36 protein-coding genes and 1 pseudogene are annotated in these 26418 nt (G+C 70.8%); 8 read left to right on the top strand and 29 right to left on the bottom strand.

The genetic code is table 11. The annotated features are described in order from the left end of the window. Positions 1 to 20: 20 nt before the first annotated feature. Together STBA_RS35150 and STBA_RS35145 are read right to left on the bottom strand one after the other, a co-directional pair. Positions 21 to 269, bottom strand: a complete 249-nt coding sequence (locus tag STBA_RS35150) for a hypothetical protein (RefSeq protein ID WP_077063867.1) — start codon at positions 267 to 269, stop codon at positions 21 to 23. Then, positions 270 to 572: a hypothetical protein gene (locus STBA_RS35145; RefSeq protein ID WP_077063866.1), complete on the bottom strand. Its 303-nt coding sequence runs from the start codon at positions 570 to 572 to the stop codon at positions 270 to 272. Positions 573 to 734: 162 nt separating this feature from the next. Here STBA_RS35145 and STBA_RS35140 point away from each other — a divergent pair, with 162 nt between their 5' ends. From STBA_RS35140 to STBA_RS35130, 3 genes are all read left to right on the top strand, one after another. Next, positions 735 to 1469: a restriction endonuclease gene (locus STBA_RS35140; RefSeq protein WP_077063865.1), complete on the top strand. Its 735-nt coding sequence runs from the start codon at positions 735 to 737 to the stop codon at positions 1467 to 1469. A gap of 141 nt (positions 1470 to 1610) precedes the next feature. Further along, positions 1611 to 2366, top strand: a complete 756-nt coding sequence (locus STBA_RS35135; RefSeq protein ID WP_077063864.1) for a ParA family protein — start codon at positions 1611 to 1613, stop codon at positions 2364 to 2366. A gap of 11 nt (positions 2367 to 2377) precedes the next feature. Next, a complete protein-coding gene (locus STBA_RS35130) occupies positions 2378 to 3142 on the top strand; it encodes a hypothetical protein (RefSeq protein WP_143659656.1) in 765 nt (254 codons plus the stop codon). A gap of 748 nt (positions 3143 to 3890) precedes the next feature. On the opposite strand, the pseudogene STBA_RS36135 reads toward STBA_RS35130, so the two are convergent. From STBA_RS36135 to STBA_RS34995, 27 genes and pseudogenes are all read right to left on the bottom strand, one after another. Further along, positions 3891 to 4277: pseudogene (locus STBA_RS36135) on the bottom strand (hypothetical protein); the annotation flags it as partial. 92 nt (positions 4278 to 4369) lie between these two features. Further along, positions 4370 to 5491 (bottom strand): DNA polymerase III subunit beta, encoded by a 1122-nt coding sequence (dnaN, locus tag STBA_RS35120; protein WP_077063861.1) that lies wholly within the window; start codon positions 5489 to 5491, stop codon positions 4370 to 4372. A gap of 12 nt (positions 5492 to 5503) precedes the next feature. Continuing rightward, positions 5504 to 5989, bottom strand: a complete 486-nt coding sequence (locus STBA_RS35115; protein WP_077063860.1) for a hypothetical protein — start codon at positions 5987 to 5989, stop codon at positions 5504 to 5506. A 4-nt stretch (positions 5990 to 5993) separates the two neighbouring features. Next, complete coding sequence (locus STBA_RS35110; RefSeq protein ID WP_077063859.1) at positions 5994 to 6551, bottom strand: hypothetical protein; 558 nt, start codon at positions 6549 to 6551, stop codon at positions 5994 to 5996. Further along, the gene (locus STBA_RS35105; RefSeq protein ID WP_077063858.1) at positions 6548 to 7099 is read right to left on the bottom strand and encodes a histone-like nucleoid-structuring protein Lsr2; all 552 of its coding nucleotides are present in this window, start codon (positions 7097 to 7099) and stop codon (positions 6548 to 6550) included. Before STBA_RS35105 ends, STBA_RS35110 begins: the two co-directional genes overlap by 4 nt. Further along, the gene (locus STBA_RS35100) at positions 7096 to 7374 is read right to left on the bottom strand and encodes a WhiB family transcriptional regulator (RefSeq protein WP_077063857.1); all 279 of its coding nucleotides are present in this window, start codon (positions 7372 to 7374) and stop codon (positions 7096 to 7098) included. Before STBA_RS35100 ends, STBA_RS35105 begins: the two co-directional genes overlap by 4 nt. Further along, the gene (locus STBA_RS35095; RefSeq protein ID WP_077063856.1) at positions 7371 to 7754 is read right to left on the bottom strand and encodes a hypothetical protein; all 384 of its coding nucleotides are present in this window, start codon (positions 7752 to 7754) and stop codon (positions 7371 to 7373) included. The genes STBA_RS35100 and STBA_RS35095 overlap by 4 nt, the downstream gene beginning before the upstream one ends. Beyond that, positions 7751 to 7972 carry a hypothetical protein gene (locus STBA_RS35090; protein ID WP_077063855.1) on the bottom strand — a complete coding sequence of 74 codons (222 nt, stop codon included), beginning with the start codon at positions 7970 to 7972 and terminating at the stop codon, positions 7751 to 7753. Before STBA_RS35090 ends, STBA_RS35095 begins: the two co-directional genes overlap by 4 nt. A gap of 365 nt (positions 7973 to 8337) precedes the next feature. Beyond that, positions 8338 to 8961, bottom strand: coding sequence for a hypothetical protein (locus STBA_RS35085; protein WP_077063854.1), 624 nt, complete (start codon positions 8959 to 8961; stop codon positions 8338 to 8340). A 33-nt stretch (positions 8962 to 8994) separates the two neighbouring features. Then, complete coding sequence (locus STBA_RS35080) at positions 8995 to 9702, bottom strand: hypothetical protein (RefSeq protein WP_077063853.1); 708 nt, start codon at positions 9700 to 9702, stop codon at positions 8995 to 8997. After that, positions 9702 to 10067, bottom strand: a complete 366-nt coding sequence (locus STBA_RS35075) for a hypothetical protein (RefSeq protein ID WP_143659655.1) — start codon at positions 10065 to 10067, stop codon at positions 9702 to 9704. The genes STBA_RS35080 and STBA_RS35075 overlap by 1 nt, the downstream gene beginning before the upstream one ends. A 5-nt stretch (positions 10068 to 10072) precedes the next feature. Further along, positions 10073 to 10660, bottom strand: a complete 588-nt coding sequence (locus STBA_RS35070) for a hypothetical protein (protein ID WP_077063851.1) — start codon at positions 10658 to 10660, stop codon at positions 10073 to 10075. 101 nt (positions 10661 to 10761) lie between these two features. After that, a complete protein-coding gene (locus tag STBA_RS35065) occupies positions 10762 to 11298 on the bottom strand; it encodes a hypothetical protein (protein ID WP_143659654.1) in 537 nt (178 codons plus the stop codon). 95 nt (positions 11299 to 11393) lie between these two features. Further along, the gene (locus STBA_RS35060; RefSeq protein ID WP_077063849.1) at positions 11394 to 11645 is read right to left on the bottom strand and encodes a hypothetical protein; all 252 of its coding nucleotides are present in this window, start codon (positions 11643 to 11645) and stop codon (positions 11394 to 11396) included. Between the two features lie 117 nt (positions 11646 to 11762). After that, positions 11763 to 12293: a hypothetical protein gene (locus STBA_RS38195; protein WP_077063848.1), complete on the bottom strand. Its 531-nt coding sequence runs from the start codon at positions 12291 to 12293 to the stop codon at positions 11763 to 11765. A 45-nt stretch (positions 12294 to 12338) separates the two neighbouring features. After that, positions 12339 to 12521: a hypothetical protein gene (locus STBA_RS35050; protein WP_077063847.1), complete on the bottom strand. Its 183-nt coding sequence runs from the start codon at positions 12519 to 12521 to the stop codon at positions 12339 to 12341. An 83-nt stretch (positions 12522 to 12604) separates the two neighbouring features. After that, positions 12605 to 13060, bottom strand: a complete 456-nt coding sequence (locus tag STBA_RS35045; protein ID WP_077063846.1) for a Pycsar system effector family protein — start codon at positions 13058 to 13060, stop codon at positions 12605 to 12607. Between the two features lie 84 nt (positions 13061 to 13144). Then, entirely contained in the window at positions 13145 to 13483 is a 339-nt protein-coding gene (locus tag STBA_RS36920) for a hypothetical protein (RefSeq protein WP_077063845.1), read from the bottom strand. A 32-nt stretch (positions 13484 to 13515) separates the two neighbouring features. After that, entirely contained in the window at positions 13516 to 14268 is a 753-nt protein-coding gene (locus STBA_RS35035; protein WP_143659653.1) for a hypothetical protein, read from the bottom strand. Between the two features lie 192 nt (positions 14269 to 14460). After that, complete coding sequence (locus STBA_RS35030; RefSeq protein ID WP_077063843.1) at positions 14461 to 16740, bottom strand: hypothetical protein; 2280 nt, start codon at positions 16738 to 16740, stop codon at positions 14461 to 14463. Between the two features lie 103 nt (positions 16741 to 16843). Then, positions 16844 to 17230, bottom strand: coding sequence for an RRQRL motif-containing zinc-binding protein (locus STBA_RS35025; protein ID WP_077063842.1), 387 nt, complete (start codon positions 17228 to 17230; stop codon positions 16844 to 16846). Next, positions 17230 to 18864, bottom strand: a complete 1635-nt coding sequence (locus STBA_RS39375) for a MerC domain-containing protein (RefSeq protein WP_077063841.1) — start codon at positions 18862 to 18864, stop codon at positions 17230 to 17232. The genes STBA_RS35025 and STBA_RS39375 overlap by 1 nt, the downstream gene beginning before the upstream one ends. Then, positions 18861 to 19568, bottom strand: coding sequence for a hypothetical protein (locus STBA_RS35015; RefSeq protein ID WP_077063840.1), 708 nt, complete (start codon positions 19566 to 19568; stop codon positions 18861 to 18863). Before STBA_RS35015 ends, STBA_RS39375 begins: the two co-directional genes overlap by 4 nt. Next, positions 19565 to 19957 (bottom strand): hypothetical protein, encoded by a 393-nt coding sequence (locus STBA_RS35010; protein ID WP_077063839.1) that lies wholly within the window; start codon positions 19955 to 19957, stop codon positions 19565 to 19567. Before STBA_RS35010 ends, STBA_RS35015 begins: the two co-directional genes overlap by 4 nt. Positions 19958 to 19959: 2 nt before the next feature. Then, on the bottom strand, positions 19960 to 20199 hold the full coding sequence (locus STBA_RS35005) for a hypothetical protein (protein ID WP_077063838.1): 240 nt from the start codon (positions 20197 to 20199) through the stop codon (positions 19960 to 19962). Beyond that, positions 20199 to 20753 carry a hypothetical protein gene (locus STBA_RS35000; protein WP_077063837.1) on the bottom strand — a complete coding sequence of 185 codons (555 nt, stop codon included), beginning with the start codon at positions 20751 to 20753 and terminating at the stop codon, positions 20199 to 20201. Before STBA_RS35000 ends, STBA_RS35005 begins: the two co-directional genes overlap by 1 nt. Further along, entirely contained in the window at positions 20753 to 21232 is a 480-nt protein-coding gene (locus STBA_RS34995) for a hypothetical protein (protein WP_077063836.1), read from the bottom strand. Before STBA_RS34995 ends, STBA_RS35000 begins: the two co-directional genes overlap by 1 nt. Positions 21233 to 21444: 212 nt before the next feature. On the opposite strand from STBA_RS34995, the gene STBA_RS34990 reads away from it, so the two are divergent. From STBA_RS34990 to STBA_RS34975, 5 genes are all read left to right on the top strand, one after another. Then, positions 21445 to 22209 carry a GntR family transcriptional regulator gene (locus STBA_RS34990; protein ID WP_077063835.1) on the top strand — a complete coding sequence of 255 codons (765 nt, stop codon included), beginning with the start codon at positions 21445 to 21447 and terminating at the stop codon, positions 22207 to 22209. Between the two features lie 163 nt (positions 22210 to 22372). Further along, entirely contained in the window at positions 22373 to 23614 is a 1242-nt protein-coding gene (locus tag STBA_RS34985; RefSeq protein ID WP_077063834.1) for a helix-turn-helix transcriptional regulator, read from the top strand. Between the two features lie 231 nt (positions 23615 to 23845). Beyond that, the gene (locus tag STBA_RS38190; RefSeq protein WP_171987927.1) at positions 23846 to 24016 is read left to right on the top strand and encodes a hypothetical protein; all 171 of its coding nucleotides are present in this window, start codon (positions 23846 to 23848) and stop codon (positions 24014 to 24016) included. 337 nt (positions 24017 to 24353) lie between these two features. After that, positions 24354 to 24998, top strand: coding sequence for a GIY-YIG nuclease family protein (locus STBA_RS34980; protein ID WP_171987926.1), 645 nt, complete (start codon positions 24354 to 24356; stop codon positions 24996 to 24998). Further along, positions 24995 to 26341 carry a hypothetical protein gene (locus tag STBA_RS34975; RefSeq protein WP_077063832.1) on the top strand — a complete coding sequence of 449 codons (1347 nt, stop codon included), beginning with the start codon at positions 24995 to 24997 and terminating at the stop codon, positions 26339 to 26341. The genes STBA_RS34980 and STBA_RS34975 overlap by 4 nt, the downstream gene beginning before the upstream one ends. Positions 26342 to 26418: the final 77 nt, after the last annotated feature.

Genomic DNA, 26418 nt, shown 5'->3' with positions numbered 1-26418 from the left:
GAGACTGCAAACCGCGGCGGTCAGAGGTTGATGAGCTTGACGGCAGTGACCGTGAGCACCGAGGCGCTGACGTAGTACACGACGAGCATGTCCGCGACTACGGCCTGGCGGTAGTCGCGCTCGCCCTTCTTGGGCGCGTTGGAGCCGTGGCCGTAGGGATCGTGGCCAATCGTGCGGCTCATCGCCTCGTCCAGAGCCTGGCGTCGGTCCTTCGGCAGCCGGGTACGGGTGACGTCGGCCAGTCCGACATAGGTGATGCGGTAGGCCACCTATCCCGCCTCTCCTTCGGCCGGCAACGTGGTGGTCACGTGGGAGAAGTCTCCGGCGCGCAGGCGCTCCACCTCGCCGTCGATCTCCTCGATGGCTCCGTGCACGGTCTCCAGCGCCCACATCGCCAGCCGCATGGTCAGGTATTGGCCGGGCGTCGTCTCCATCTCGTGCTCGAACTCTGCGCGCCTCTCGGCCGGTAGAGCGGCCCGGACTTCCGCGATTGTCGAGGGCAGCGTCACCTCTTGGCCGTCGCTGTCGTGCGTCGTCCAGGTAGTGGGATCCACCCGTTCGTCCTCGTGCATGTCTGGCTCCTCGTCGGCAGCTGGTCCGGCGGCCACGGTAGGCAGCGCGGGGGCGCGCTCGCACCGCGCGAAGACGGCTCGTGCGCGCCTGTGCGCCCTTTCTGGGGAAGGTCGTCTGCGTCAGGCTGTGAGGTTCTGTCCACGGGATGCGAGGAGTGGGATATGGCGAGGAGGAAGTCGCGGGCGGCGAGGCGTCGGCGGTTACAGCGTCAGGTGGTCGGCGTCGCGGTCGGTGTGGTGGCGGTGGTGGTCGCCTGGTCGTGGGTGTGGCCGTACCTGCTGGTTCTGGCCGTACTGGCTGGGCTCGGAGGCCTGGGCTGGTGGGGCCTGCGGGTGCATCGAGGTCTGCGTGAGCGGGACCGGCTGTGGCGGGAAGAGGACCGGCTTCTCGAGGTCAACCGGTCCATGTCCCAGATCGACGGGATGGATCCCGACGACTTCGAGCACATGGTCGCCGCGCTGCTGCGCCGGGACGGGTGCACGGAAGTGCAGAAAGTAGGGCGGACGAACGACGGCGGCCGGGACGTAATCGGGTTTCTGCCCGACGGGCGGTCCATGGTGGTCCAGTGCAAGCGGTTCGCTCCTGACCGCACGGTCGGCGACAAGGACATGCGGGACCTGCTGGGCACCAGAACCAACTTCCGCGCCGACGTGGCGGTGCTCGTCACCAACACCCGGTTCTCCAGGAACGCGCTGACGACGGCAGCAAGAAACGCGATCGTCTTGGTGCACCGTGACCTGCTGGACAGCTGGCGCAAGGGCTCCACCTTCGACGCGGTGATCGCTGCCGCGGGCGGCGGTCAGGGCAACCGGCAGCACCTGAAACGCTGGCAGCAGACCTACACACCGCCGCACCGGACACCACGACGCCGCCGCAAGCGGTCCCTCCCCTCCTGACTCCATCTTCAGACCCTCCATCTTCCGGGGCGCGTCGGGCGCGGATACCGGCGGTGCCACGCCTGCTGTGCGTGGCGTGGGCGGCGAGTCTGGCATCCTTGGCACGATCCGAGTACCTGCGGGGAAGCGACGGAGGCTTTCATGTCCCCTGCTCAAACATCCGCCATCGACGTGGCGGCCGGCCCGAAGTTCATCATCGTCATCCAGCAGAAGGGTGGCGCGGGAAAGTCGACCATAACGGTCAACCTCGCCGCCGTCATCGGGCGCAGCAGCATCATGCAGAACGACATCGAGGACGCGGCCGTCGTGGCGGCTGGCGTCGATCCCCAGGGCAGCCTGGAGAGTTGGGCCGACCGCGTACCCGAAGAGGCTCTGCCGTTCGACTACCTGGTCACCCGCGGCGAGGTCGGGGTCCTGTCGAAGTTCAAAGGCGATCCGGCCCGCAAGCGCGTCCTGGTGGACACTCCCGGCTTCATGGAAATCGACCCAGATACGGCCTGGGGTGAGGATCCCCTGGGGGGGAGCCGCGTGGCCGATGCGCTGCGGGAGGTGCTGGACCTCGCTGACTTGGCGATCGTGCCGATCACCCCGGAGTGGCTGTCCTGGGCGCCGGCAGAATTCACGATCGAGCGAATCCTGAAGCCGCGGGGGATTCCGTTCCTCGTGGTAATCAACCTGCATGACCCCCGGGACGGGGACACGGCCCTGGACGCGGTGAAGACCTGGATCGACGAACGGGGGTATCCCCGGATGGCCGATCCGATCCGCAAGTACAAGATCCACGCCCACGCCGCGGAGAACGGTCTGACGGTCGTGGAGTACAAGGAGTCCGGCACGGCCTTGCGGGCCCGGGAGGATTTCATGAACCTCGCCCTGTGCGTCGAACAGGCTCTGTGATGGGGCGCCGAGTGACCGGCCCGAGCGGCGGCCCCCGGAAGCCCGAGACGTCGACTGATGTGGCACGGAAGTTGCCGGCACCGCCGAGGCAGCCGGTCGCTTCCACGCCGGTCCTGGTCAAGGAAGAGGAAGAGGTTCTTCTTCAGTGCGAGGCCGCGATCGAGACGCTGAAGTTCGCGTTCTGGGCCGCGGGCAAGGCGCTGCAGGTGATCCGGCAGGGGCGGCTTTACCGGGCCACACACGAGACGTTCGAGGAGTACTGTCAGGCCCGCTGGGGGATGACGAGGGCTCAGGCGAACAAGCTGATCCGGATGTGGCCGATCGCAGAAGCGCTGTTCGATTCCCAGTCGAACGATTTGGCTCGAGCTCGAGCCAAACTGAGCCAGGCCGCAATCTGGGAACTGGTGCCGGTGGCTGAGCAGTACGACGTCACGGCCGCCGCGCATGTGTACCGCACGGCCGAGGAGGCGGAGGAAACGGTCACCGCCACCATCGCCAAGAAGGCCGTGCAGGCCGTCGCGGCCCTGCCGGAGAGCCCCCGCTTCGACCCCGAGGCAGCCACCACAGCGATCCGCGGCGCGCTACATCCGGCACCCGACGGCGCCCCGGCCACCCCCCGAAAGCGACGTCCCCGGGCGGAGGACCGCTCCTCAGGAACGCCGGACATCGAGACGCTGCTGCCATGGGACTCCCCCGCGGTGCTGAACCAGGTGCTGCGTACCTACATGACCCCTGAGGACCGGCACACCCTGGGCAAACTGCTCATGGAAGAGTGATCCAGTCGCCGTTGAGCCGCCCCCGTCTGTGCTGACGGGGGCGGCTCAACGTTGTGGATCAGGCGTGGTCGTGGTGCATCCAGTCGTAGGCGGCGGCCGCCCCGAGCCAGGTGTCTCGGGCCCGTTCGTAGCCGAGTTGCGCGTGCAGCCGGGCGTAGGTGTCGGGGAATGCCGTCTCCTTGCCGGCGTCTGCTTCGTCGGCGTCCATGCGGCTGGCGAGCTCGTACGGGTTGGTGGTGATGTACGCCTCACTGTGTGGGAGTTCGGCGTCGAAAACCACGGTGGTGATGACGGTGCCGGGGACGTGGGTGGTGTGGTGCAGCTGCTCGCGCAGGCCGGTGGCGATGCGGTCGGCCTCGACTTCTGTGTCGTAGGGGCCGATGCGCAGACTCGGGTGGCCGGGCCGGGTCAGGAGTGCGGCGTGCCGGGTCTCCTCTGTAAGGACCGGCTGCTGCCCGGTGGCGGCGAGCTGCTCGTGCATGTGTGTCTCGGTGGCGGCGGCCAGCAGCGCCCCGAGGACCTCTTGGTGAGCCCGGTCGGATCGGCGGCACAGGAGTGCGCCGTCGGGCAGCTGCGTGAACGCGTACTGCGGGTCCTCGCCGGTCGCGCCCGCGATCGCCTCGTCGGAGGTGTTGTAGTGGTAGGTGCCGAAGTCGCCGCCTTCGTCGTAGGTGTAGCCGCACACGGAGCACACGGCGACGTGGCAGGTGATCTGCCGGGTGGCGGTGACGCCCTGGTGCTCTTCGGTGGTGTACCGCACGCGCTTGCCGAGGAAGTCGGCGTAGGCGATCTCGGAGCGGGTGCTGGCGCCGATGTAGCCGCCGGGGTTGACGACCAGGATCTCATCGGCCATGTCGATCTTCCGGCGGTGGAGGGCGTCCAGGAGCGGCTTGAGCTGCGTGGCCTGGGTGGGGGTGGCCCACAGTTCGTGCGGTTCCTTGAGGTTGCAGCCGGGCGCGAGGACGATGCGGCTGGCGGCTGTCTCGCGCAGGTTCGCCTCGGCCATTTCCGTCCAGAACCGGGTGGAACCGCACAGGCAGACGACGGTCGGGGTCAGTTGCGCGGTGACCGCGTCCAGGACGTGGTCGGGCCTCGGCGCCGGGGTGGGCTGTGCCGACGGAAGGATGTCGGTCATCGTCGTGGTTCTCCTCATTCCGTGTCGGATCGGGTTCGGGGCCCGGGGCGGCCGGTGGTCCTGGCCGGGATGGCGGCCGCCCCGGGGCAAGGTCAGCCGTTGAGGCGGACCGGCATGAGCAGGTACTTCAGGGCGGCCTCGGGGGTGCTGTCGCCGCGCAGCACGGCGGGCTTGGTCGGGCTGGTGAAGCAGAACCGGGCGCGCTCACTCCCGCCCGCTCCGATGGCGGAGAGGCCGTCCAGGAGGAAGCCGGGGTTGAAGGCGATGACCATCTGGTCGCCCTCGAGGTTGGCGCTGACGCGGTCGACCGCCTGCGCGTCGTCGCTGCTGCCGCCCTCGATGGTGACGCCGTCGTGGCTGAAGGTCAGCCGCAGCGGCGTGTTGCGTTCCGCGACCAGGGCCACGCGCTTGGCGGCCGCGACCAGGCCCTTGATGTCGACGACCGCCTGGGCGGCGAACTCGGTGGGGAACAGCGTGCGGTAGCCGGGCAGGTCTCCCCCGAGGATCCGGGTGGTGGTGCGGCGGGTGCCGCCGGCGAACCCGATGATCTCCTGCTTGCCCGGCAGGGCGATGCTGACCTCGGTGTCGCCGGCGAGGGCCTTGGCGGTGTCCAGGAGCGTCTTCGCCGGGACCAGGGCGTGCGCGCCGGCACTGCTGGCGTCCGTCGGGTTCCAGGGCAGGGAGCGCACCGCGAAGCGGTAGCGGTCGGTGGAAGACAGTGTCAGGGAGTCCTCGGTGGCTTCGATTCGGATGCCGGTGAGGACGGGCAGGGTGTCGTCCCGGCCGGCGGCGACGGCCACCTGGGCCACGGCGTGGGCGAGCTCGGCACCGGCCACCGTCCCGGAGGGCCCGGGGGACTCAGGGAGGGTGGGGTACTCCTCCAGCGGCAGGGTGTGCAGCGTGAACCGGGCGCTGCCGGACTCGACAACGAGCCGGACGCCGTCCGAGCTGAGATACACGTCCTGCCGCAGGGCGCGGCTGATGTCGGCGAGCAGGCGGCCGGAGACCAGCACCGAGCCCGGCTCGCCGATGTCGGCGCCGGGCGCGGTGGCGCGGGTGGACGCCTCGTAGTCGTATCCGGCGACGGCCAGGCCGGCAGCGTCAGCGGTCAGCTTCAGGCCGGCCAGGACCGGGACGGGCGGGCGGGCAGGCAGGCCGCGGCTGGCGAAGGCGACGACGTCTGAGAACGTGGTGTGCGAGATGGTGAGCTTCACGGATCTCCCCTTTCACAGGGCGCTGGTGTGCGGGGTCGGGATGCCGATGTCGAGCGAGAGCTGCGCGACGTCGCACAGGGCGGTGACCGGTTCTGCGACCGCCTGCGGCAGGCGTTGCGGTTCGGTGGGGACAGCAAGCGCTGCGACCGCGTCGAACTCGAGCTGGCCCGCGGCCTTCAAGGCGACCGCGCGGGTGAGCGCGGCGGTGACCTGGTGGTGGCCTCGATCGTGATGCAGGTGACAGCCCTGGCACATCGGGACCAGATTCGATTCGCGGCAGTCTTCGGGCTGGTGGTTGAGGTGCGCGGTGGTCAGGACGACCAGCGAGCCGGTGCTGTAGGCGGGTTGACCGTGCGCGTTTGGGCAGCGGCCAGCGTGAGTGCCACGGCCGCACTGGCCGGTGCAGGCGCAGCGCCACCCGGCGGCTTCTTTGGCCGACCGGGAGATCTCCGGCCAATTGGCCGGGTAGCGCTCGCGGTTCTCGGGGCGGATCGGCACGTCGTCACTCCGTCCAGGCCGGGCTGGCCGCAGTGCGCTTGGCGTCGAGCTTGCAGGCGTGGCAGTAGGCAGTGCCGTCGGGCTCATACCGGCCCCACCGGGCCTGGTCGTGGCCGTGGCGGCAGACCGGTGGGCGCTGGCCGCCGCCGGTCAGGTACCGCAGCTGCTCGCGGACGCGGGCCCTGGTCGTCAGGTCCTCGACATGCTCCGGGGCGACGCAGTGCTTGCGGCCGCACCCGGCGACGACGTACCCCTGCGGTTCCCGGCCGTGCGCGATGCGGAACGCGATCTGCGCGGCGGTGTACGGCTTCTCGCGGTACCGCATGATCGGGGTGCCGCTGGTGGACTGCCGCTCACCGAGCCATTCCATGTGTCCGCCGTTGATCTCGCGCACCCGCGCACGCCACTTCTCTTCGAGACTGAGCCGCTGGCGGGGGATGCTGGCAGCGCGGCGGATGTCACCGACCGCGTGCCGGTCACAGCGCAGGCGGCGGGCGATCTCGGTGTTGGAGTGGCCCTGCCGGAGGAGTCCGATGATCTCGGTGTACTTCGGGTGTGTCACGTGGCCGGCCTCCCCTTGACCGGCCTGCCCGCGGTGTCGGCGGTGCCGTGGGCGCGGCGGTAGGCGGCCAGGACTTTGGTGGGGAGCGCGCCGCGGTCGTGCACGGTGTGGCCGTTGGCGCGGGCCCATTGGCGGATCTGTTCGCGCTCGCTCCTGCCGTGGGGCCTGGTGGCGCCCGTGGCGGGCTTGCCCTTGGCCTGGCGCAGCTTGGTCTCGGCGGCGGCGAGTTGCTTCCGCAGCTTGGCGATCTCCGTCTGTGTGGCGGTGACTTCGGCTTCGGTCCGGCGCTGGTGCACCAGGTCGTCCAGGGCGGTGCGGGCGCGGGCGGCGAGGGACCGGATCTTCTTGGAGTCGTGGCGTTCGCCCCACGCGAGAGCGTCCAGGAGGGACCGCGTTGCCTCGCGGGCGTGCTCGCGGGTGAGGCCCGCGTCGTGGGCGATCGCGGCGATTTCGCCGGTGCTCAGGCCGGTGGTGTCGGCGACGGTCTCTACCGGGGCGTGGGCTTTGAGCATGTCGATGACGGCGGCACGGGTGCGGGGGTCGGTCACGTCTGCTGCTCCTTGCTGATCTGGTTGGCGCGGCGGAATTCGGCGCGGAGCTTTTCGCGGCCTCCGCGACTGGTTCCGGCCCAGATGCCGTGTTCGGTCGCGGCGGGGTGGTCCAGGGCGTAGGCGAGGCAGGCCACGCGGGTGGGGCAGCCGTGGCACAGTCGCCGGGCCGTGGCCCGGTCGGCGGCCTGGTCGGAGAACCACAGGTCGGGTTCGTCGTGCTGGCGGCAGGGCTCGGCGCCTGTGAGGGCCGGGTAGGGGGCGCGGCGTGTCACTGGCCGTCTCCTTCGCCGTCGAGGAGAGCGTCGGGCAGGTGCCAGGTCTCCAGCTCGTACAGCTCCAGCACGTCCAGCAGCAGCTCGTCCGTGCAGCTGTCGGGCAGGTCGGGGTCGGCTACGACGATGCGCGCGGGTCCGGTCAGGCGGCCGAGGATCACCAGTCGGCGGGCGGGCGCCTCGTCGGGGTCGATGTCGTCGCGCAGGGTCCAGGTCTGGCCGGGGGCGGCGAGCAGCAGCGGGTCGCCGGCGAGTGCCCGGTCGCAGACGATGCGCAGCGCCCGGTCGGGGTCGATGCGGTCCTGGTGGATGAGGTCGTCGGCGAGCTGCCGCACGACGCGGGCGGCCTGCTGGGGGCCGAGGAGCAAGGCGAGGATCACTGGACTGCCCCCTTCGGGCCGCGGGTGAGCGGGGCGGCGGCGGCGCCTGAGCCGACGATCTTCAGCAGCTGCTGGAGTGCGCCGGCGGGGTGGGAGTGGGTGGTGCTGGCGGGGTGGCCGCAGTTCCAGCAGTCCGCCTCGTCACCGGTCCAGGACACGGCGCAGGGCGAGCAGAGCTGCGAGCGTGCGGGCGGCGGGGCCGCCGTTTCGGGCATCATGGGTTCTCCGTCTCGAGAGTTGGGATGGCGCTCCGGGGCAGCCGCGCGCCGGCCAAGCAGGTGGCTGCCCCGGGAAGTACGCGGGTCTCAGGTCCCTGCGCACACGTTGCAGAGGGTGAACGGGGTGTCGGATTCGAACCAGCCCCGGCAGCGCTGGCACTGGTACTGAGCGGTGAGCACAGCGAATGCGGTTGGAACTTTGCGGAGGAGTGCGATCATTGGGGGGGGCACCTCCGGGTGCGTGGGGCGTGCTCGTGCTGCCAGGCCAGGCACGCCCCGGCTTCCTTCTTGCTGTGGAGACGTCGGCTGACAACTCCCCTCCCTGCCCGGCCGGGCGCCGTCAGGCCGGGCAGGGAGGGCAGCCGTCAGAACGGCGGATCGTCGTACCGGGCGGTTACCTCGGCCAAGACCTTCCACAGCAGCCGGTCGGGGCCGAACAGCGGGTAGGCCAGGGTGACTTGGATGGCGTCGACGACCTGGTCGACGGCTTGGCGGTGGCAGTCGGTCCACAGGAACCGCAGGTCGTCACCACCCAGCGCGCGGCCGTAGGTGGTGTACCGATTGCCGTCTCTGGTGGTGACGGCAATGCCGCCCTGGTCATGCCATTCGTCGTGCGTGGTGTGCAGCTCGATCAGCAACCCGGCCTGCTCGGCGGCGGCGACCAGGCGCTGGAGGAGCTTGTGATTGTCGTGGACGACGAATCCGGTGACGGCGGCCCGCTGTTCCCACAGCGTGCCGCCGGGCTCTTCTCCGGCGTCGCCGGGCTGGGAGTCATCCGTGAGGAATCCGGCCCGGTTGCAGGCGGCCAGCACCGGGATGAGGTCGGTGGTTTCTCCGTCCGGTCCGTAGCGGGGCTGATATCCGGGGCGTGAGGCGATCTGGCCCTCGAGCCAGGCGGCCATCAGCACGCCGAGGTCGGCGACGGTGCGGGCGGAGCGCCAGAGGCGCCGGTCCGAACGGCTCATCCACGGCAGCTTCCACTTCGCCATTGCGGTCCTCTCCACTCTTGTTGGGTGTGGTGGCTATTCACCGGCGGCCCGGGCGCGCCCTGCTGCGGCGCGCAGGGCCTCGTGGACCTGGTCCTCGCGGCGACTGAGGCGGTCATTCCAGCTCGGGACCGACCAGCCACGGACGACGGCCAGGAGGTGCTCGTTGGCGCGCTCAGCGATCTCGCGAGAGCCGACGCCGTCGCCGATCAGGGAGCGCTCGGCTCCGATGACGCACAGACCGCGGCTGTCCTCCAGCCGGAACTGGGTCCAGCCGCGGTCACGGAGGTGCTCGCTGGTCTTGAGCAGGAAGTCACTCGGTCGCATCGGTTGAACGGGGGCGGACTCGAGCTGCGGCTGCGGCGCGGGCTTATTGGTGATCAGCTCCCACACGGCGCTGGTGAGCTCGCGCACCACGATGGCCGTGACGTAGATGCTGCCCTTGACCAGCCACCAGGTGACGCGGCCGGCCACACGAGTCCCGGCCTTGGCGTACTGGATGGTGGGGGAGGGGGTGCGGGGGTCCGGGGGGCAGGGGCCGGCCGCGATGCCGACCTGGTCGACGAGGTCGTTGGTGGGGAGGGTGACGAGCGGGTGCGCGGTCCGGGAGGCCGGGGCCGACAGGAGGGGGCGGTCGGCGATCCCGGCCGCCACGTCCGCCGCAAGAGCGTCGGAGAACACGGCGTCGATCGCCGCTGCGAGTTCCGCATCGTCGATGCCGATGTAGGTGGCCGGGATCGTCATCACGCCTCCCAGTCCACGGACGTGGTGGAACCGGTGCCATTGGCCTGGGCGAGTGTCTCGCGGACCCGGTCGATACGGTCTCCGGCCTCGTCCTCGATCCAGAACACAGCGGGCATCAGCCGGTCGGCGGCCTGGTCGGTGTGCTCCTCGCCGATCTCCGCGAGGCGGGTCCACACGGTGCCCAGGAGCGCGGCCAGGGCGTGGAGGACGCCGGCCTCGCGGTCGTGATGGTCGTGCGTAAGGCGAAGGACGTCGGCGAGGGCCTGGACGTCGTCGACGTCGGCGGCGGCCCGCAGGCGCTTCAGCCCGGTGCGCACGAGATGAGCGGCGTCGTCCATTTCCCGGAGACGGGTCTGATCCGTCACGGGCCTCACTTCAGGCCTCGGTTACGTGTGGCGATCCAGGTGGTGACGGCCGCGGCGCCGACGCCGACGATCCGGTGCAGGGCCGCGTCCAACTCGATCCAGGCACTGCCCGGCCCGTTGATCTCGGCGTGTGCCGCGCCGTCCTTGTCCAGGCGCACCGCCTGGCAGTGCTCGATGTAGCCGCGCTGCCCCATCTTGTCCGCGAGCCACAGCAACAGCGCGCCGCGGTCGAGGGCGGCGTGCGTGGCGCCGTTGATCACGGCGCCAGCCAGGAGCGCGGAGGCCGGGACTCGGTAGCCGAAGGCCCGGGCGAGTCCGACCGCCGCGCCGGTCTGGATGGCGGTGTAGGTGGCGACGTGCAACGCGACGGCGCGGCGGCCCCGTGCGCTGGCCGTCATGGTCGGCTCGCCGCTGCGGTCGGCCGTCTCCTCGCCGACGCGAACGCCGTCTCGGTAGACGTGGTGATCGCCGTACAGGCGCTTGCATCGTGCCGTTTCCGAGTCCTGCGCCCAGTGGTCGCAGAAGGGGTGGATCTCGCCGAAGGCGGCCAGTAGGCAGCCGAACAGTGCGAGTCGCTCGACGGAGCGGTTCATGGGGTCCTCTCTTCCGGTTCGGGTTTTGCGGGTCGGGTGGTGTGGGCCCAGGGCGGCGGCTGGTGGTCCTGGCCGGGATGGCGGCCGCCGGGTCGAGCGGGCTATCGGGTGTTCTTGGCCAGGCGGGCGACGTCGCAGCGGCATTGCCCGCCGTGGGCGATGAGGTGCAGTTCGGGGAGCGTCCAGCCGTGGAACTTCTCCGGAGCGCCGGTGCCGTTGAAGGTGCGCTGGGTCCCGCCAGGGGTGAAGCCGCTGTACGGGCCGGAGGTGTTGTCGAATGCCCAGTCCGAGATGTCGACGATCAAGGCGCCCCGCGAGCTTCGCGTGGTGATGGTGCCGACCTTGATCAGCCGCATTTTGGAGGTGTCCAGGGCGATCTGGGCTGCGGCGCGGGCCGTGTCCCGCTCGCGCTCCCGGCGCCACTTGGCGCGGGTCCGCTCCAACTCAGCCCGGAACTGCTCATCGGCCCGGCGCTCCCGCTGCGGTCCCTGGCACCGCCCGTAGCTGTGGCCGGTCACCTCGTGCCCGGACATCCGCCCGCACCAGGAGCAGGTCCTGGCCGGCCGAATCTTCGCGACCACAACGCGCAGGGCGAGGAGGGTTGCGGCTCCGAGAGCCATCCACCACGTCCAGGCCATCGCTTCGTCCTCTCGTTGTCGGTTCGAATGGGTTCGGGGGCCCGGGGCGGCCGGTGGTCCTGGCCGGGATGGCGGCCGCCCCGGGGTGGAATCAGCTATTCGATGGGGTTGAAATCGCCGTCGGCGAGGGCTTTGAGCTGGCGGCGGACGTACTCGCGGGTGTAGCCGATGGCGTCGCATGCGTCGGTCTGCCGGAGAGTGCGGGCGTCGATCTGGTCGCGTACGGCGGTCCAGAAGACCTGGTCGGCGGCGCGTTTGGCGTTCTCACGCCGGGTCTTGGCGGCTTTCAGCAGGTCCTGGGCGGCTGCCACGGTGTCGTCGGGGTCGGTTTTCTTCGCGGGGGTCATTCCTCTGCTCCTTTCGGATGGGGGAGGATGGGGGTTCCTCCTGCTCCGGTCGGAGCGGGTTCGGGGCCCGGGGCGGCCGGTGGTCCTGGCCGGGATGGCGGCCGCCCCGGGGCGAAATCAGAGGTGCTTTTCGCCGAGCGCGTGCGCGGCGTCGCCGACGGCCTGGGCGGCGGCGTCGATGTCGTCGGCCTCGTCCAGGTCTTCGGCGGCGAACGCGGCGGTGAGCTCGGCGAGCGTGCCGTGCAGAGCGGGCAGCACGCGGCTGGCCTGCAGACCGATCAGGACGTCGTTCTTGTCGGCGCCGGCCCGCAGGTCCTCCCGCAGCTCGGTGAACACATCGGCCGCGGCGAAGAGAGTGTCGCCGTCCCGGGCGTCCGGGTCGATGTGGGTGCTGGCCGACCCGAGCATCTCCTGCAGGAGCGTGGCCAGGCCGTACAGCGCCAGGACGGCCATCGGCGGGATCAGGTCGTGGCTGTGGAACCAGTCCGGCCCGGCGCCGGCGACTGCCGTGGCGAACAGGAGGATGGCGCCGATCCCGGCGGCGGCTTCGGCCCGGTAGGCCGTGGCGCGCAGCAGACGGGTGGTGGTGCGCCGCACGGCGAGGCTACGGCTGGTCTCGGGGGCCGTGTCGGACTGTGCGTAAGTCAACGTGTTCTCCTATTCCGTTTCTGGGTAACGCGGTTCGGTGGCGGGCTACTTGCCGCAGGTGTGGGCGTGGTCGACGACGTCCTTGAGCACGCCGGCCATGCCTGCGTGGTACTGCTCCGTTTCGCAGCCGGAGCACGTGCGGAACAGGTGCCCGGCGACGTCCTGCTCGCCGCGCACGTCGCTTCCCTTGGTCGTCTTCAGGGTTTTGGTGTTGATGAAGCGCTTCATGTACTGCCTCCGGAATTTTTGCTGTTTCGGGGCCCGGGGCGGCCGGTGGTCCTTGGCCGGGATGGCGGCTGCCCCGGGGCTGGTCAGATGAGGGTGGTGAGCAGGGAGATGACCAGGACGGCCATGGCTGCCGCGGCGGTGTCGATGGCGACCCGTAGCGCCTGGTACTTGGCGCGGGCGATGCGGGAGAGCTGGACGATGTGCTCGACGCGGTGGTCGGCGGCGATGTCGGCGGCGACTGCAGCGTCGTTCTCGGCCTCGGCCCAGTTGAGGTAGCCGGTGTTGGTGCCGGTCAGGCGGGGGCGGACGACGAACAGGATGGTGAGCATGGCGGCGACGAGGCCGAGGGCGCCGAGGCCGACGCCGATGGCGGCCGGCGGGTCGATGTCGCGGCCGGGGAGGGCGGCGACCAGTCCGGCGATCGGCAGGCTGAGCCCGGTCAGCAGGGCGGCCGCTTTGGTGTCGGTGCGTGCGATTTCCGCGCTGACGTAGGTGCGGGCTTGCTCCAGCTGTTCCGGGGTGGGTGCCGTGTCCGCCATCGTCTTCTTCCTCCTTGGGCCGTGGGCCTGGTGGCCCAACAACCCCAATCATGCCAACTCTTTGTTGGCCTGTCTAGAGTTGGCCTACTTTTTGTATGCATGTGTTTGTTGTTGCAGCTCAGGATGGGCGCGGCGGTAATCGAGCCGGGCGAGCTTGGGGATCAGGCCCTCATCGCCCAGGTCGTATCCGTTGGCGCGCGCCCATTCCCGGATGCGTGCCCCGTCCGGCAGGGTGGGCTCGACAGCCCTCTGGACGTAGCTGGAGAGGATGAGGCTGCCGGCTTCGTCGAGCAGGACCCACACCTCGTCGAGGGCGGCGCGCATCTGCCTGGCCTGCCGGATCAGCCACTGCACGTCGCTCGTGCCCAGAGGCTGCACGCGGGAGCGGGCTTCGATCCCGGCGAGGCGGTCGGCGTCGGTCACTGGTAGTCCCTTCTTCTGGCCGTCCTGGGCGTTCATGCCGGGCCGCACTCGGTGCACGAGATGTGGGTGCCGGGAATGGTGCGGGTGTCCTCGCACACCAGGCAGGCCGGGCCCTTCTTCGGGGCCGGCGCCCCATAGGCCTTGCGGTACTTCGCCACCGAGGGCACTTTCATGGGCTTGCCGTCCGGCCCAAGCTGGACCCGGCGCCGCCCGCTCTGCGCGGCCAGCTGCTCCTGTTCCTGCTCCTGCCCCTTGCGGCGGCCGCGCAGGGCCCGCGCGGCGGCGGTGAACGGCTGCTTGGCGGCATCTCGGGCCTTGCGCTTGGCGGCGCGGACCGGCCGGCCAGCCGCGCCGCGTACCCGGCTCTTGGCCTTGGCCTTGTACAGGCGGCCCACCGTCTTCGCGACGGCCTTGACCTCCTCCAGGTCGACCGGCGGCGCGGGCTCCTCACCGAACCCCTCGTCGATGATCCACATGCGGTCCGGGTCCGGGTCGGCGTCCCACTGCAGTCGCGAGTAGGTCCGGAAGTGCGCCGGGTCGATGGCCGGGTCGGACCAGGTGTGGCGGCGGGGGCAGTGGACCTGGACGAACACGTCCGTGCGCTCGTCCAGCACGAGCTGCAGGTCGGTGTCGGTCTCACAGACCGGGCATACCACCGGCTCGGCGATCCAGGTGATGCGCAGGCTGTGGGCCGGGTCGCGGCGGATGTAGCGGAACCGGCGCCGGGCGAGGACCCGGTGATAGCCGGAGCCCGGGTCGGCGGGCCGCAGCAACTCACTCGCCATGATCATCTCCATCGGTCGTATCGGGCCGGAACCGGGGCGGAACCGGAGGAACGCGCAGGTCAGGCGGGCGGAACCAGGGTGGAACCGGGGTGCCGGGCGGGAACCGGGTTCCGGTCGCGAGGTGGGGTCCCGGCCCGGTTCCGAGCCGGTTCCACTCCGCTGACCTGCGGTTCCGCCCGGGTTCCGGCCCGGTCAGGAGGCTGACGCCTCGCCGGTGATCGCCTTCAGGTCGCGCAGGCGGTAGCCGCGGGGCTTGCTCTTGCTGTACTTCTCCAGCGCCCAGCTCTGGCCCGTGGGGGCGAGCACCGCGGTGATCGCCTGGCGCAGCGCGTCGACGCGGGCGGCAACCTGCGCGTCCTGGTCGTCGCCGTCGAAGTGGTCCAGGCCCCACCGGACGGGGTCGACCTCGCCGAGCGCGTCGGCCAGGTCCTCCGGGGCCAGCCCGGCGGGGTCCTTGGCGTCGGCAAAGATCTGCCGGATGGTGGCGACCAGCTGCGGCACGCCAGCGTTCCCGGCCGGGGCGCCGTCCTCGGCACAGGCATCCATCAGGTCCTGCAGGGTGATGGCGCTGAGCGCAGCGGACTCCGGGTCGATGTCCACCAGGCCGGCCCGCGCGCGCTCGATGCCGCGGCGAAGGAGTTCATCCTCGGGCGCGAAGCACGCGCGGTAGGGGATGGGCTCGCAGTAGGCGGATCCGGCGATCACGTAGGCGACGGAGGCGTCGTTGAGCTGGTCGCCCATCGCGGGCACGAGCCGGTCCGGCCGCCAGCCCTGGGCCATCGCGCCGCCGCCGAGGACCTGGACGACGTCGTCGGTGTCGCAGGCGGCCAGGACCTGGACCGCCAGCTCGGTCAGCCAGGTGTTGTCCTTCACCTTCTCCCTGGTGATGCCCTGACCGGCGATCAGCATGGTCGCGTCCGACTTCGCGGAGGTGATGGCGAATTCGCCGAGCATGCCGTCCAGGTCCCAGCTGACCTTCTTGCCGGCGGCGTCGATGTATCCCTTCCGGGACTCCCGGACCAGAGCGGGGAACTCGTCGACCACGATCTTGATGCCGGGGCGCTTGGCGGAGGTCTGCCAGTTCATGCCCATGCCGAGCTTGTCGAACAGGGCGGGCCGGCCCTTGCCGATGTCGAGCGCCCACTGCAGGACCATCTGGGCCTGCTCAGGGGTGGTGGCGACGGCGTGCATGGCGCGCCGCAGACCGCCGAACCCGCTGCCCGCACTACCGAGGTCGATGCCGATGACGATCTGGTCCTCGGTCGCGGTGAGGGCGTCGACCTCGGCGCGCAGGATCGTCGACTTGCCCGACCGGGAGGCGCCGACGATGTTCACGTTGGTGCGGCACACCGGCAGCGCGAGGGGCCGGCCGGACATGTCCGCGCCGATCTGCGCGGTGTGGATCTCGGACGTCTTGACCGAGTGCGGCGCCCGGTAGGGGAGTTGAGGCACTGACTTCCACGGGTTCGGGCCGGGCACCCGGATCGTGCACTCGTTGCGGGCGGCGGCGGACTGCTGCAGCAGGATGCTGCCGGTGCGCACGCCGGGCAGGCATGCCTCGAGCAGGTCGAGCTGCGCGGAGATCTTTTCCGGGGTCATCCGCTCCAGCCACAGCTGGATCTCGAAGCCCCACTCCTGCGGGTCGACCCGCAGCGCGGACACCGAGACCTTCAGGTCCTCGGTCAGGGCCTGGCGCAGCATCTGCTCGAACATCCTCGGCGTCATCCCGATGTCGAACTGCTGGGGGATGGCCGCGACCTGCTCCTGGTGCTCGTGCTCGGTGATGTCGTCGCGCCGGCGGCCCAGCCGTGCGGCACCCGCAACGGTCAGCAGGACCGCGGCGGTGAGGCCGCCCACGCCGTAGGCGGCGTACGCGGCCAGCTCGCCGCCGGCGACCGGCCCGTAGACCACTGCGGCCCTCGACCCGACCACCCGCCGCGCGCGCTTCCGGGCGCTCTCCGCGACAGTCACCGCACGGCTGGCCTCCTGCTGCGCGGAGCGGGCCAGCTCCTTGACGGCCTTGCGGTCACGCACCGCGAACCGGGCACGGCGCGCGACCTGGTCGGCGTCGCGGACCAGCTGGCGGGCGAGCGCGAGGTCGGCGCGGGCCTTGGCACCTTCGACGCCGGCGACCCAGGTGCGGACGCGGCGCTCGCCGCGCACGGCGCGGGCCGCCACGCCGTCGGCGCCGCCCTGGCGGATAGCCCACCGGCGGGCCGCGCGGCGGGCCTGGCGCCGCTGCCATGCGAGGCGGGCGGCGCGCCCCTGCTTCGTTCGCAGCCGGGGGTCGATCCAGGGCCGGTCGCCGTCCGGGTCCTCGCGGTGCTCCCAGTCGTCGGCGGTGATCACCCGCCCCTCCAGGGCCTCCGGCTCCTGCTGGTTCTTGTGCAGGTGGATCACCGTGGCGTCCGTGGCCGAGGACTCGCCGTCCGGGCCGGGGGTGTCTGCCGCGGCGGTGTGGATGTCGGTCATGCTGGTCCTGCCTCTCTGGGGTGCGGCGCGGGCGGGGGCCGGGCATCGCTTTGGTCGGTTGAGACCGGTGACCCCGTCCCGCGTCGGTTCTTCAGTTGGCTGGTCAGGCAGCGGCGGCGTAACTGCCGCTGGCGGTGCAGTCGTTGCAGGCGCCCAGTCGTCGGCTGGGCTCGTAGCCGACGTCCCGACGGCAGTCCGGGCAGATCCGGCGGGCCGCGCAGGCCTTCCGGACGGCGGCCCATTTCGCTGGGGTCATCGGCCGCTTCGGCAGGGCCAGCTCGACCGGGTACAGTGCGGCGAAGCGTTCCTCGCCGCCCCGGAGCCATCCGAGCTGGCCGGTCGGGTCCTGTCCGCCGGGGCGCAGGCCCCGGGCCTTCAGCTGGCGTTCGGTGGCCATGTGGTCCGGGGACGGACCGAGCGTCCAGGGCCAGGTCGGCAGGCCGTACCTGGCGCCGGTCGGGTCCCAGAACCGCATGTTCGTCCGCGGCATCAGGCAGCCTTCCCGGCCGCGCGCTTGGCGGCGCCGATCCGGTCGTAGCACCAGGTCTTGCCCGGCATCTCGGCCTTCCGCACGCCGTGAAGTGCGACACGGCGGCGGTGGGTCTCCTGCTCGACGTCACTGCGGGTGACATCGGTGCCGGTCCGCAGCTGGTCCGCGATCCACGCCTCGATGTCCGCGTTCTCTTCCGCGGTGGCCCGTCGCGCGGTCTCCGCTGCGGCCTTCTTCGCGCCCGGCGACAGGGTCCGCACAGTGCTCCGCGCAGTGCGCTTCTTGGTGCCGGTCTGGCCGTCGGAGGAGGTCCGTGCGGGCTGCTTTTTGCGCGTGTCATGCGCGGGCGCAGGCGCGGGTTTAGACGTTCGCGCGGGCGCGGGGACGGACGGGGTGATCTGCGGAGATTGTGTGGAAACCTCCCTCCGCAAAAGGGGCCCTTCCAGGCGTTTCACGAGGGCCGTCGCGGCCTCCTCAACACCCCCGGTAGGGGGGGTAATTGACCCGTTCGCGGACACCGTCCACGCGCTACTGACGGACTCCGCAGCGCTCCCCTCGGGGCTCTCCGGCGGCGCTTTGACGGACACCTTCAGCCGCAGGTCGCGGGCAAGAGACAGGTCCGCCAGCGCCTCCGCCACTCGTGACTCCGCGTCAACCCTCAGCCCGAGCAGATCCGCCGACAGCAGCGTCAGCAACTCCTGCGGCAGGTCCACGCCAGCCGCCTCGCGGACCGACCACGCGGCCAGCCACGCGTCCTCCTCCGACAGGCGCGCCCGCCCCGCGATCGCGCGCAGCTTCTGAGCAACCGCCCACACCTCCGGCAGCTCCTCCTGCCGCTGCTTGCGGGTCAGGTGCTCGTCCTTACGCGCCTGACGCCGCGCCTTGCGCTCCGCGCGCTGCCGCAGGGCGAGCTCACGGTGACGGCCGGCCTGCACGAGCTGCCAGATCAGGATCGGGATGATGCTGGAGGCCGCCAGCACCGCGCCCAGCGCCGTACCGTGCTCGGCCCCGCCGATGTCACGGCCGTGCGTCCAGTTGATCGCCGCCGCCAGGCCCGCGAACCCGTAGATCGCCACCCGGTACAGCCACGGCGACCGACGCGCCTTCAGCGCCTTCGTCTCGCCGGCCGTCGCCGCCCACGCGGCGCACTCCAGCATGACCGGCAGCATCCCGACCATCAGCGGGTTCAGCCCGGTCTCGCCCAGCATGGACGCCTGCGAGATCAGCGCCGGCACGATCGAGCAGCCCATCACCACCAGCGCGGCCGCCAGATCCAGGTGCTCGGCCACCCAGGCCGGCACCGCCACCAGGCGCTTCTGCCACCGCTCCCGCCGCTCCTTCGCGGCCTGCTTCTTCTGCCGGGCGCGCTCCTTCGCGGCAGCAGCCTTCGCCTGCCGCTCCGCCTCCGCCCGGCGCCGCTTCTCCTCCGCGGCAGCCTGCCGGTCCGCCCGGTCCTGCTCCCGCCGCCGGTCGGCCTCCTCCACCGACAGGCGCTTCAGCTCCAGGCGCTCCTGGCGCTGCTGCTCCTCCCGCCGCAGCCGCGCCTCCTCCGCCTGGCGCCGGTCCTCACGCTCCTGCTCCCGGTCCGCGATCCGGTCCTGCCGGCGAGACTCCTGGAACTCCGTCAGACTCACAGCCCACCTCCCGCAGGCTCATTGATCCCGGTCCCGCTGCAGTGCCGGATCGCCAGCTCGGCGAACGCGCCGTCCAGCGGGTCCATCTGGTGGCGCTGTTCCAGCAGGCGCGCCTCGCGCAGCTCCTCCGACGACAGCGCGGCCCAGCGCGGTCCACTCACCCGCTCGAAGCGGCGCAGCTTCTCCGTCTCGCCAGCAGCCATGCGGAGCACCTCGGCGCCGAACGGACGCCGCTCCAACTCGGCAATACGGCCCCGCAGGCGCTCGGCGACGGTCGCCGGATGGTGTTCGGGGCACGGCTCGGACTCCACCGGCTGCCCGCAGTCCGCACAGCACTCGCCGCCCGGCGGCAGCTCGGCATCCCAGTAGGTGCGGGACTCCTCGTAGTAGCGGTTCATCCACCGGGCGCGGTCCGTTGCCAGCCGGTCGGCCTCGGCCTCCAACTCGGCGACCCGCGCCCGCATCTGCTCGACCTCGGCGGCCGGGGTGATCAGGTCAAGCGCGTTCGCCCACGGGTCGTTGTGCGAGGAGTGCTCGCCGATCTCCTCGATCGGAGCGACCGCGGCGGCCATCTCATCGAGCCGGTCGTGGAGCGCATCCCGCTCCGCCAACGCCTCGTCGCTCACCCGCTCCAACTCGGCGTTGCTCGCCCGCAACCGCTCGACCTCAACCAGCCGCTCCGCCGTCATCATCTGCTCGCTCATTGGGCACTTCCTTCCGGCGCAGTAGAAGAGGGGGCCGTGCGGAACAGCGCGACGACTGCGAGGACCACGCCGGCCAGTGCCAGCCGCGTCGACGCCTCCGCGCCGAGCCCTGCCGCCCAGGCTCCGCCCGCGACCGCGAGCGGGGTCTGCACCCAGCCCAGGGCGGTCAGCAGGTGCACGACCGCGACCCGGGCGTCGATCACCGGGCCCGCGCCCCGCAGGTCGGCGGCGATCACCGCCAGCACGGGCACCGCCAGCAGTGCCTGCTGCCACCACGCCGCCGTCAGCCCGGCGGTCCAGGCGACACCCGCGGCGACAAGCGCGGCACACAGCCATGTCGTCGCCGCGACTCGGGCATGCACCCGGCTGGCGTTCATCGTCTCGGCCATGGTCACCAGTCCCCGAACGTGCAGACCGGGCCACACTCGCGGCGGGCGTGCGGGCCGCCGGGCGCGAAGTGCTTCTCGTGCGCGTGCTGCCGGATGGCGTCGTTCCGGGTCTCCTGCTCGCGCTGCCAGCCGCGCGTCCAGCGGACCGGCTCGGCTCCGGCCTCGAGTTCGTCGCAGCGCGGGCAACCCGCCACCCGGCGGCCGAAGTTCGGCCCGTGCGTGTGCTTACCGAAGTCCGCCATCAGGCCACCTCCGCCCGGGCCGTCGGGGTCCAGCGGGTCAGCCCGCCGCCGGGGGAGTGGAGCAGGACGGCCGGGCCGTCGGCTCGGGCCTGCCCGCCCTCGGTGAGGATGCCGGCCGCGTCGCGGCGGACCTCGGCGCCGGTGAGCGTGCCGAGCCCGGCCCACGCCTGCCAGGTGGCCCCGCCGTCGTCGGACAGGTCGGCCTCGTAGTGCGCGGTGAGGTCGATGCCCAGCATGTGGGCCAGCGCGACGAGCGCGGGCTGGCCGGTCGCCTCCGCGGCGGCCGTCAGCCGGTCGACCCGGGCGTCCAGTTCGGCGAGCACCGCCCGTGCGAGGGCGGGCAGGTCCACCGGGCGGGCGACCCCGAGCAGGCGCACCAGGTCGGTACCCCACATGTCGCGGGCGTCAGCGGCACGGTGGCCGCGGGCCAGGCCGCGCAGGTAGAACTCGGCATAGAACCGAATCCGGGTGCGGCGCGCGTCACCGGTGCGGCGGACCGCGCTCACCGCGTGCGCCTCCTGCCGGAGCGCGCGGGACTCGAACATCGTCGTCATCACGCCGCCACCGCCTCACGCGCGGCCGGAACACCACGCCGGGACAGGGCCCGCACCGGCGCCACGCGCAACTGGTCAGCAGGCACCGGGTCGGCGGGCAACGAGTCGAGGACCAGGTCCTCGAACCCGTCCTCCGCCGTGCCGTGCTCCAGCCGAACGCCGCGCAGCCCCACCGGCCGCTCCGGCCCCCGCCTGTCGAGGTAGCGGCGCACCGCGGCACGGGCGATCAGCCGCAGCCAGTCCGCATCGAGCACCCGGCCCTCAACAGGGCCAGCGCTCTCGACGATCAGCAGCCACGCGTCGGCGGCCACGTCCTCGGCGTCCCGGGCCAGCTGCCAGTCCCCGGCAGCCAGATCGGTACGGATGTAGCCGACCAGCATGTCGGCGTGCCGCTCGAACGCCGCGGCCAGCGCATCCGCCGGCGACGGCCGGATGCCGCGCTGCCCAGCCGACGGGCGAGGTGTGAGAATCGGGTTCATCGGAGTCGTTCTCCTCATCGGGACGAACACGCTTCGGTCGCGGCTCCCCGGTGGTCTTGGCAGAACCGGGGAGCCGTTTTTGACATGGAGGTGCCGCATCCACGCAGACACCCTGCGTTAGTGGTACCCCTAATCAGATACTGCCGACCACACCTCAGCCTGTCAATACAGGTACCCTTAACCGCGCAGTCTGCGTCAGGAGAGGAGGGGCCATGCCCGGGTATCGCGAGGTTGCCAACGACCTGCGGAAACGCGTCAACGCAGGGGAGTTCCCCGAGGGGGCGAACCTGCCGCGCCTCACTGAACTCGAACGCGAGTACGGAGCTTCGCGTCTCACATTGCGCCGAGCCGTGGCCATCCTGGCCGACGAAGGGCTCGTGGTGCCGGTACGGAAACGCGGGACAGTGGTGCGCAGCCGCACTCTCGTGCCCCTCCCGCTCAGCCGATACTCGCGTGTGATCGAGCCCGGCGGCACCAAAGGGCCGTGGGAGACCGCCTGTGCCGAACGGGGCTTGGACGGTCGCATGGTGGTTGACTTGGTGGCTCCAGCCGTGAGGATCTCTGAATCCTCGACACGGTTGCTCCAACTTCCCGCGAAGACAGAGGCTGTATACCGCCGCCGACTTGCCATGATCGGCTCTGACGATGTCGTGCAAACCCAGGACGCGTGGTATCCGCCCGACATCGCCAGAGACACCCCGCTGTCCAAGGAGAAGAAGATCGAAGGCGGTGTGTATCGCCAGCTCATCGCCTTGGGCCACCGTCCCGCTGCGGTGAACGAAAGAGTCAAGGCTCGGCTGCCCACCGAGCAGGAGGCAGGTCGGCTGCGAATCGGCGGGCGAGTCCCTGTCTTCGAGGTGACCCGTCTGACGATAAGCGCTGAGCGAAGACCACTTGAGCTGCTGCGGGTAATTGCTCCTGCCGATCGGGTGGAGCTGGTGTACGACGACCTGCCACTTCCCCAGGAAGCAGCGTGATACCGATTGCTAACGCTCATGGATTCAGCGCAACACTCTCGCGCTCCGTATCCAAGGTGCTGCCTGTTGTCTGGGCGCCAGGGCCTGTTGTCAGGCCAGGTCACTGACTCCTGACAACACGTCCCCCCCTCCAACCAGGCTCGTTCGGCGACAGGATGGCGACATGGCCTCATCCGCAGAATTCGCGGAGCTGCTACGTCAGCACCGCAGCGCTGCCCGCCTGAGCTACGGCGCTCTCGCGGATCTCACTCACTACGACCGCGCCCACATCCACCACATCGAGCACGGTCGGCGTGCCGCAACAGCCGACTTCGCGATAGCCGCTGATGAAGCGCTCTCTGCGGCAGGCGCGCTGGTTGCCGCGTTCGAGCGAGAAGAGACTGACCGGCGCACCCAGGCGGCTAACCGCAAGACCCTCGCCGCCGCCCTCGCCGCGTCGCGTGATCTCGCCGCCCTGGCAGACTTGGAACTCGACGACCTTCACAGCGGCGTCGAGGAAACGGCTATCGACTACCTCGCGTCTCCGCCTGGGCCTATGCTGCACCGCGCGCATGCCCTGCGCGGAGATGTTTTCTCCCGCTTGCGAGACCACCGCCACGGTCCGGGCCAGCGCACTGACCTTCTGATCGTCGCCGGGCGGCTTTCCGGCATTCTGGCGTACGCCGCACTCGATCTGGGAGCACCTGACAGCGCACTGGAGCACGCGCAGGCTGCTGCCTCCTGTGCGCAGCTCGCGGGCGATACCGAACTGCTGCTGTGGAGCCGCGGTACCCAATCCCTGATCAGCCGGTTCCAAGGCGACTACGCGGCTGCTATCGACTTCGTAGAAGACGGGCTGGCTCGGGCCCAGCCTGGGGTACCGGGCACCGGCGTGGCTCGGCTCCTGTCCGGCCGTGCGCAATCTCTGGCGAACCTCGGTGACTCCCGTGGTGCGAACTTTGCGTTGGACGAGGCCGAGCGAGTTCACGAGTCTGTCGACCGCCCGGACTCCGTACCGGGCCTCTTCGCGTTCTCCGACACCAAGCGCCGCTACTACGCCGGATCAAGCCTTATTTGGCCTGGCGGCCCAGGTGACGCACAACGCGCCGAACGGGAGGCGCTGTCAGCGATCGCCTCGTGGCAACGGATGTCAGTGGCGGAGCGCTCCCTCGACGATGAGCGTCTGGCCCACATTTACGTGGCTACGGCCCGCGTCCAGCAAAACAACGTCGAGGGCGCCGCCGCAGCCATGGCCCCGATCCTCACGCTCCCGGCAGAGGAACAGATCTCGTGGATCGTCAAGCGGGCGTCGCGGGTCGAAGCGCTGCTCGCCGCCCCTCGGTTCCGCGGATCATCGGCCGCCGTGGATCTGCGACAGGCGATCGCGGCGATCAGAGGCGGCATGCAGTCGCAGGAGTCACCGTGACCAGCCTGGAAGACCGCCTGGCAAGCGCCGTGCCTGACGGCGCGACAGGTCACCGTCTTCGCGGTTCGGGCGTGTCGTGTGGGGTGGGTATGGCATGGTGGTGCGTCCGAGTACCCGATCACGACGGGGAAGCAACGGAGGTGATCCTGATGTCCCGGCCGAGTGTCACGCGTGCGTCGTCCGCCGCGCTCCGGTCTTCTGCAGCCCTCGTGCTTCCCCCGTAAAAAGCTGATGGCCGCCCTGCTGGAACAGGACGGCCTCCTCAGCAACGACTCCCCGCCGGCAAGCTCCGGAGTCGTGGTCAGCGCGGTGACCGCGCTGGGTGCCTGGACCTCCAGGGCCCGTGTGGTCACCTACCCAACAGCATACGGCGCCACCACACGCGATGCCCAGCAGGAGTAGGCATGTGGTGGCCTGGGTCACAGAACCGCTGATCGCGGCTCCCTGAACATCAGGGACCGTACGTGTCAAATCAGCACTACCCGGCAGGCCACCCGCCTGCCGTAACATATTTCCCGGCGAGGACGGTCACACGGATCGCTGCGCGCACACCTCTATGGGGTGTGACGCACCTCTCGCAGAACTCACCGGCACTGGCCGGTCACAAACGCCCCCTGGTGATCCCTTGGTCGGGCGTGACGAACATCTATGTCGCCGGCCAAGCCAGCCTCCCCGACATCGCCCCCATCCATACCCACCGCCGCGCCGCGCGCCACCAGGAGCTGCGGGGGGTGACGTGGTGAACGTGATCACGTCGGACTCCCTGATCCTCAGGCCGGGTCCCGAAGAGCCTCCCGAGTACGCCGTGCTTCCTGCGGAGGTCGTGTCCGACAGGGCGTTGCAGCCCGAGGACCTCGGCATTCTCGCTTGGCTCCTGCTGCGCCCCCCGTACGCTGATGCGACCGCTGGCGAGCTGCTGGCGGACGTGGAAGACGCCGGTTGGCGGGTGGACGGCAAGCGTTTCGCCGAGATCCTCGCGCGGTTGCGAAGGGCCGGCCACCTCGAGGAAATCGAAGACGATGTTTTCGCGGTGCGCCGGACACCATGTGCGGCTCGACAGTCCGCTCACCCCCGCGTTCCCCGGCAGGCCAAGCAGCCGGCTCCCAAGCGCACCTGCTTTGTCTACGCGATTCGGGAAGCAGGCCGCGGCAGGGTAAAGATCGGCCGCAGCGAGAACCCACAGGCCCGCCTGAAGGTGCTGCGCACCGGTTCTCCTGTTGCGCTCGAGCTGCTGTGGTCGACGCGCGGCGGGGTGGAGCTGGAGGCCTTCCTGCACGACCGCTTCGCAGACCGACGCGTCCGGGGCGAGTGGTTCGACTTCTCCAAGGTCGATGCCCTCGCCGCTCTCGGGCAGGCCGCTGAGGAGTTCGGGGGTGCTCAATGAGTGAGCACGCCCTCGAGGACACCGCTGCGATCGTCCGCGGCGCGGAACCGGCGCCCGCGACCACCGTGCTGCGCCACATGGTCTTCGGCTCGGGGCTGACACATTCGCTGGACTACGTGGTGCTCCTGCACATGCTGTTCGCGCTGGAAGAGGATCGGCCGGTCACGGTGAAGGATCTGTGGCTCGGGCTTCAGGCCGAAGGGGTGCGGTCGGCGAAGAACGCGAAGGCGCTCGTGGGGCGAGATGCCGTCTACCAGTCGGTGAACCGGCTCATCACGGCCGGCTTCGTGCGTCGGGTGGAGGACGGCGGGAAGCCCGGTCAGTTCGGTTCGGTCCGGTACGAGGTCTACCGGCAGCCGGCCTACAACCCGGACTTCATGCCCGTTTCGGAGCCGTGGAGGCCCGAAGACGACCCTGCGTCGCCGCTCGCATCGCCGCAGGTCGGACCGCTTCCCGGAACGCCGGAAGCGGAAGACGCCGAGAAGCCGAGAATCGATAAAACCGCAGGTCGGACCGCTTCCCGGAACGCCGGAAGCGGAAACGCCGTATCCGGCGTTCCGGGAAGCGGTGGCAGCCGCATTCCCGCAGGTCGAACCGCTTCCGGCGTTCCGGGAACCGGTGAGGCGTTCCCCCCCACACCCCCCCAGGAGGAGGTGGAAACCTCCTCCCCCTCCAGTCCCCCACGCATCCCTACGGCCCGTACGTCACAGACGGAGGGGGAGGAGGAGATTCGCGCTGCGCAGGACCCTGCCCGGGTGCACGCAGCCGCGGAGTTCCTTGCAGGCCTGCCCGGACGGTGGGCATGCGGACTGAGAACGACGAGGGAACTCGCTCCGCTGCTGGCCGACGTCACCGCCGTCCAGGGCTGGAACTTCACCCTCGCCCTGACCGCCAAGCTGACGGAGAACCCGCCGGAGAAGATCCACAGCCTCAAGGCATTCCTCAAAGGCCGGATCGAGGACCTGCCGCGCCAATCCGCTGGCTCCGCAGCTGCTGGTCCCGCTGCTGACCGCTGCCCGTACCACCCAGGCCGGGACGCCGCGACATGCCCGCCGTGCCGCGCGGGCGACGCACCGACGCCGGATGCCGAACGGAACACCGATCCCGCCGCCGTTGAGGCCGCCAGGGCGAGTGCCCGGCAGGCCGCGCAGCGTCGCGGGAAGGAGCTGGACGATTTCCTCGCGCCCCCCGTCAGGCGCCCGCGCCCCCCTCGGTCCCGCCGCGGCCGCGCGGCCGCGCGGCAGGCCGCGCAGGTCCGTGGTGCTGAGGAGTTCGAGCAGCGCCGCGCCCAGGCCCTCAAGGGTCTCGAAGAGCACTTCCCCGAGGCCGGTGATCAGCCGTGACCGACTCGGGCCGTGAAAGCAGGCGGGCCGCCCCTTCGCGAGAGAGGCGGCCCGCTGATCCCCATCCGATGCGCCGG

The organism is Streptomyces sp. MP131-18 (genome assembly GCF_001984575.1).
In the GTDB taxonomy this organism is placed as follows: Bacteria; Actinomycetota; Actinomycetes; order Streptomycetales; family Streptomycetaceae; genus Streptomyces; species Streptomyces johnsoniae.
This window is presented reverse-complemented; position numbering and strand designations above follow the sequence as displayed.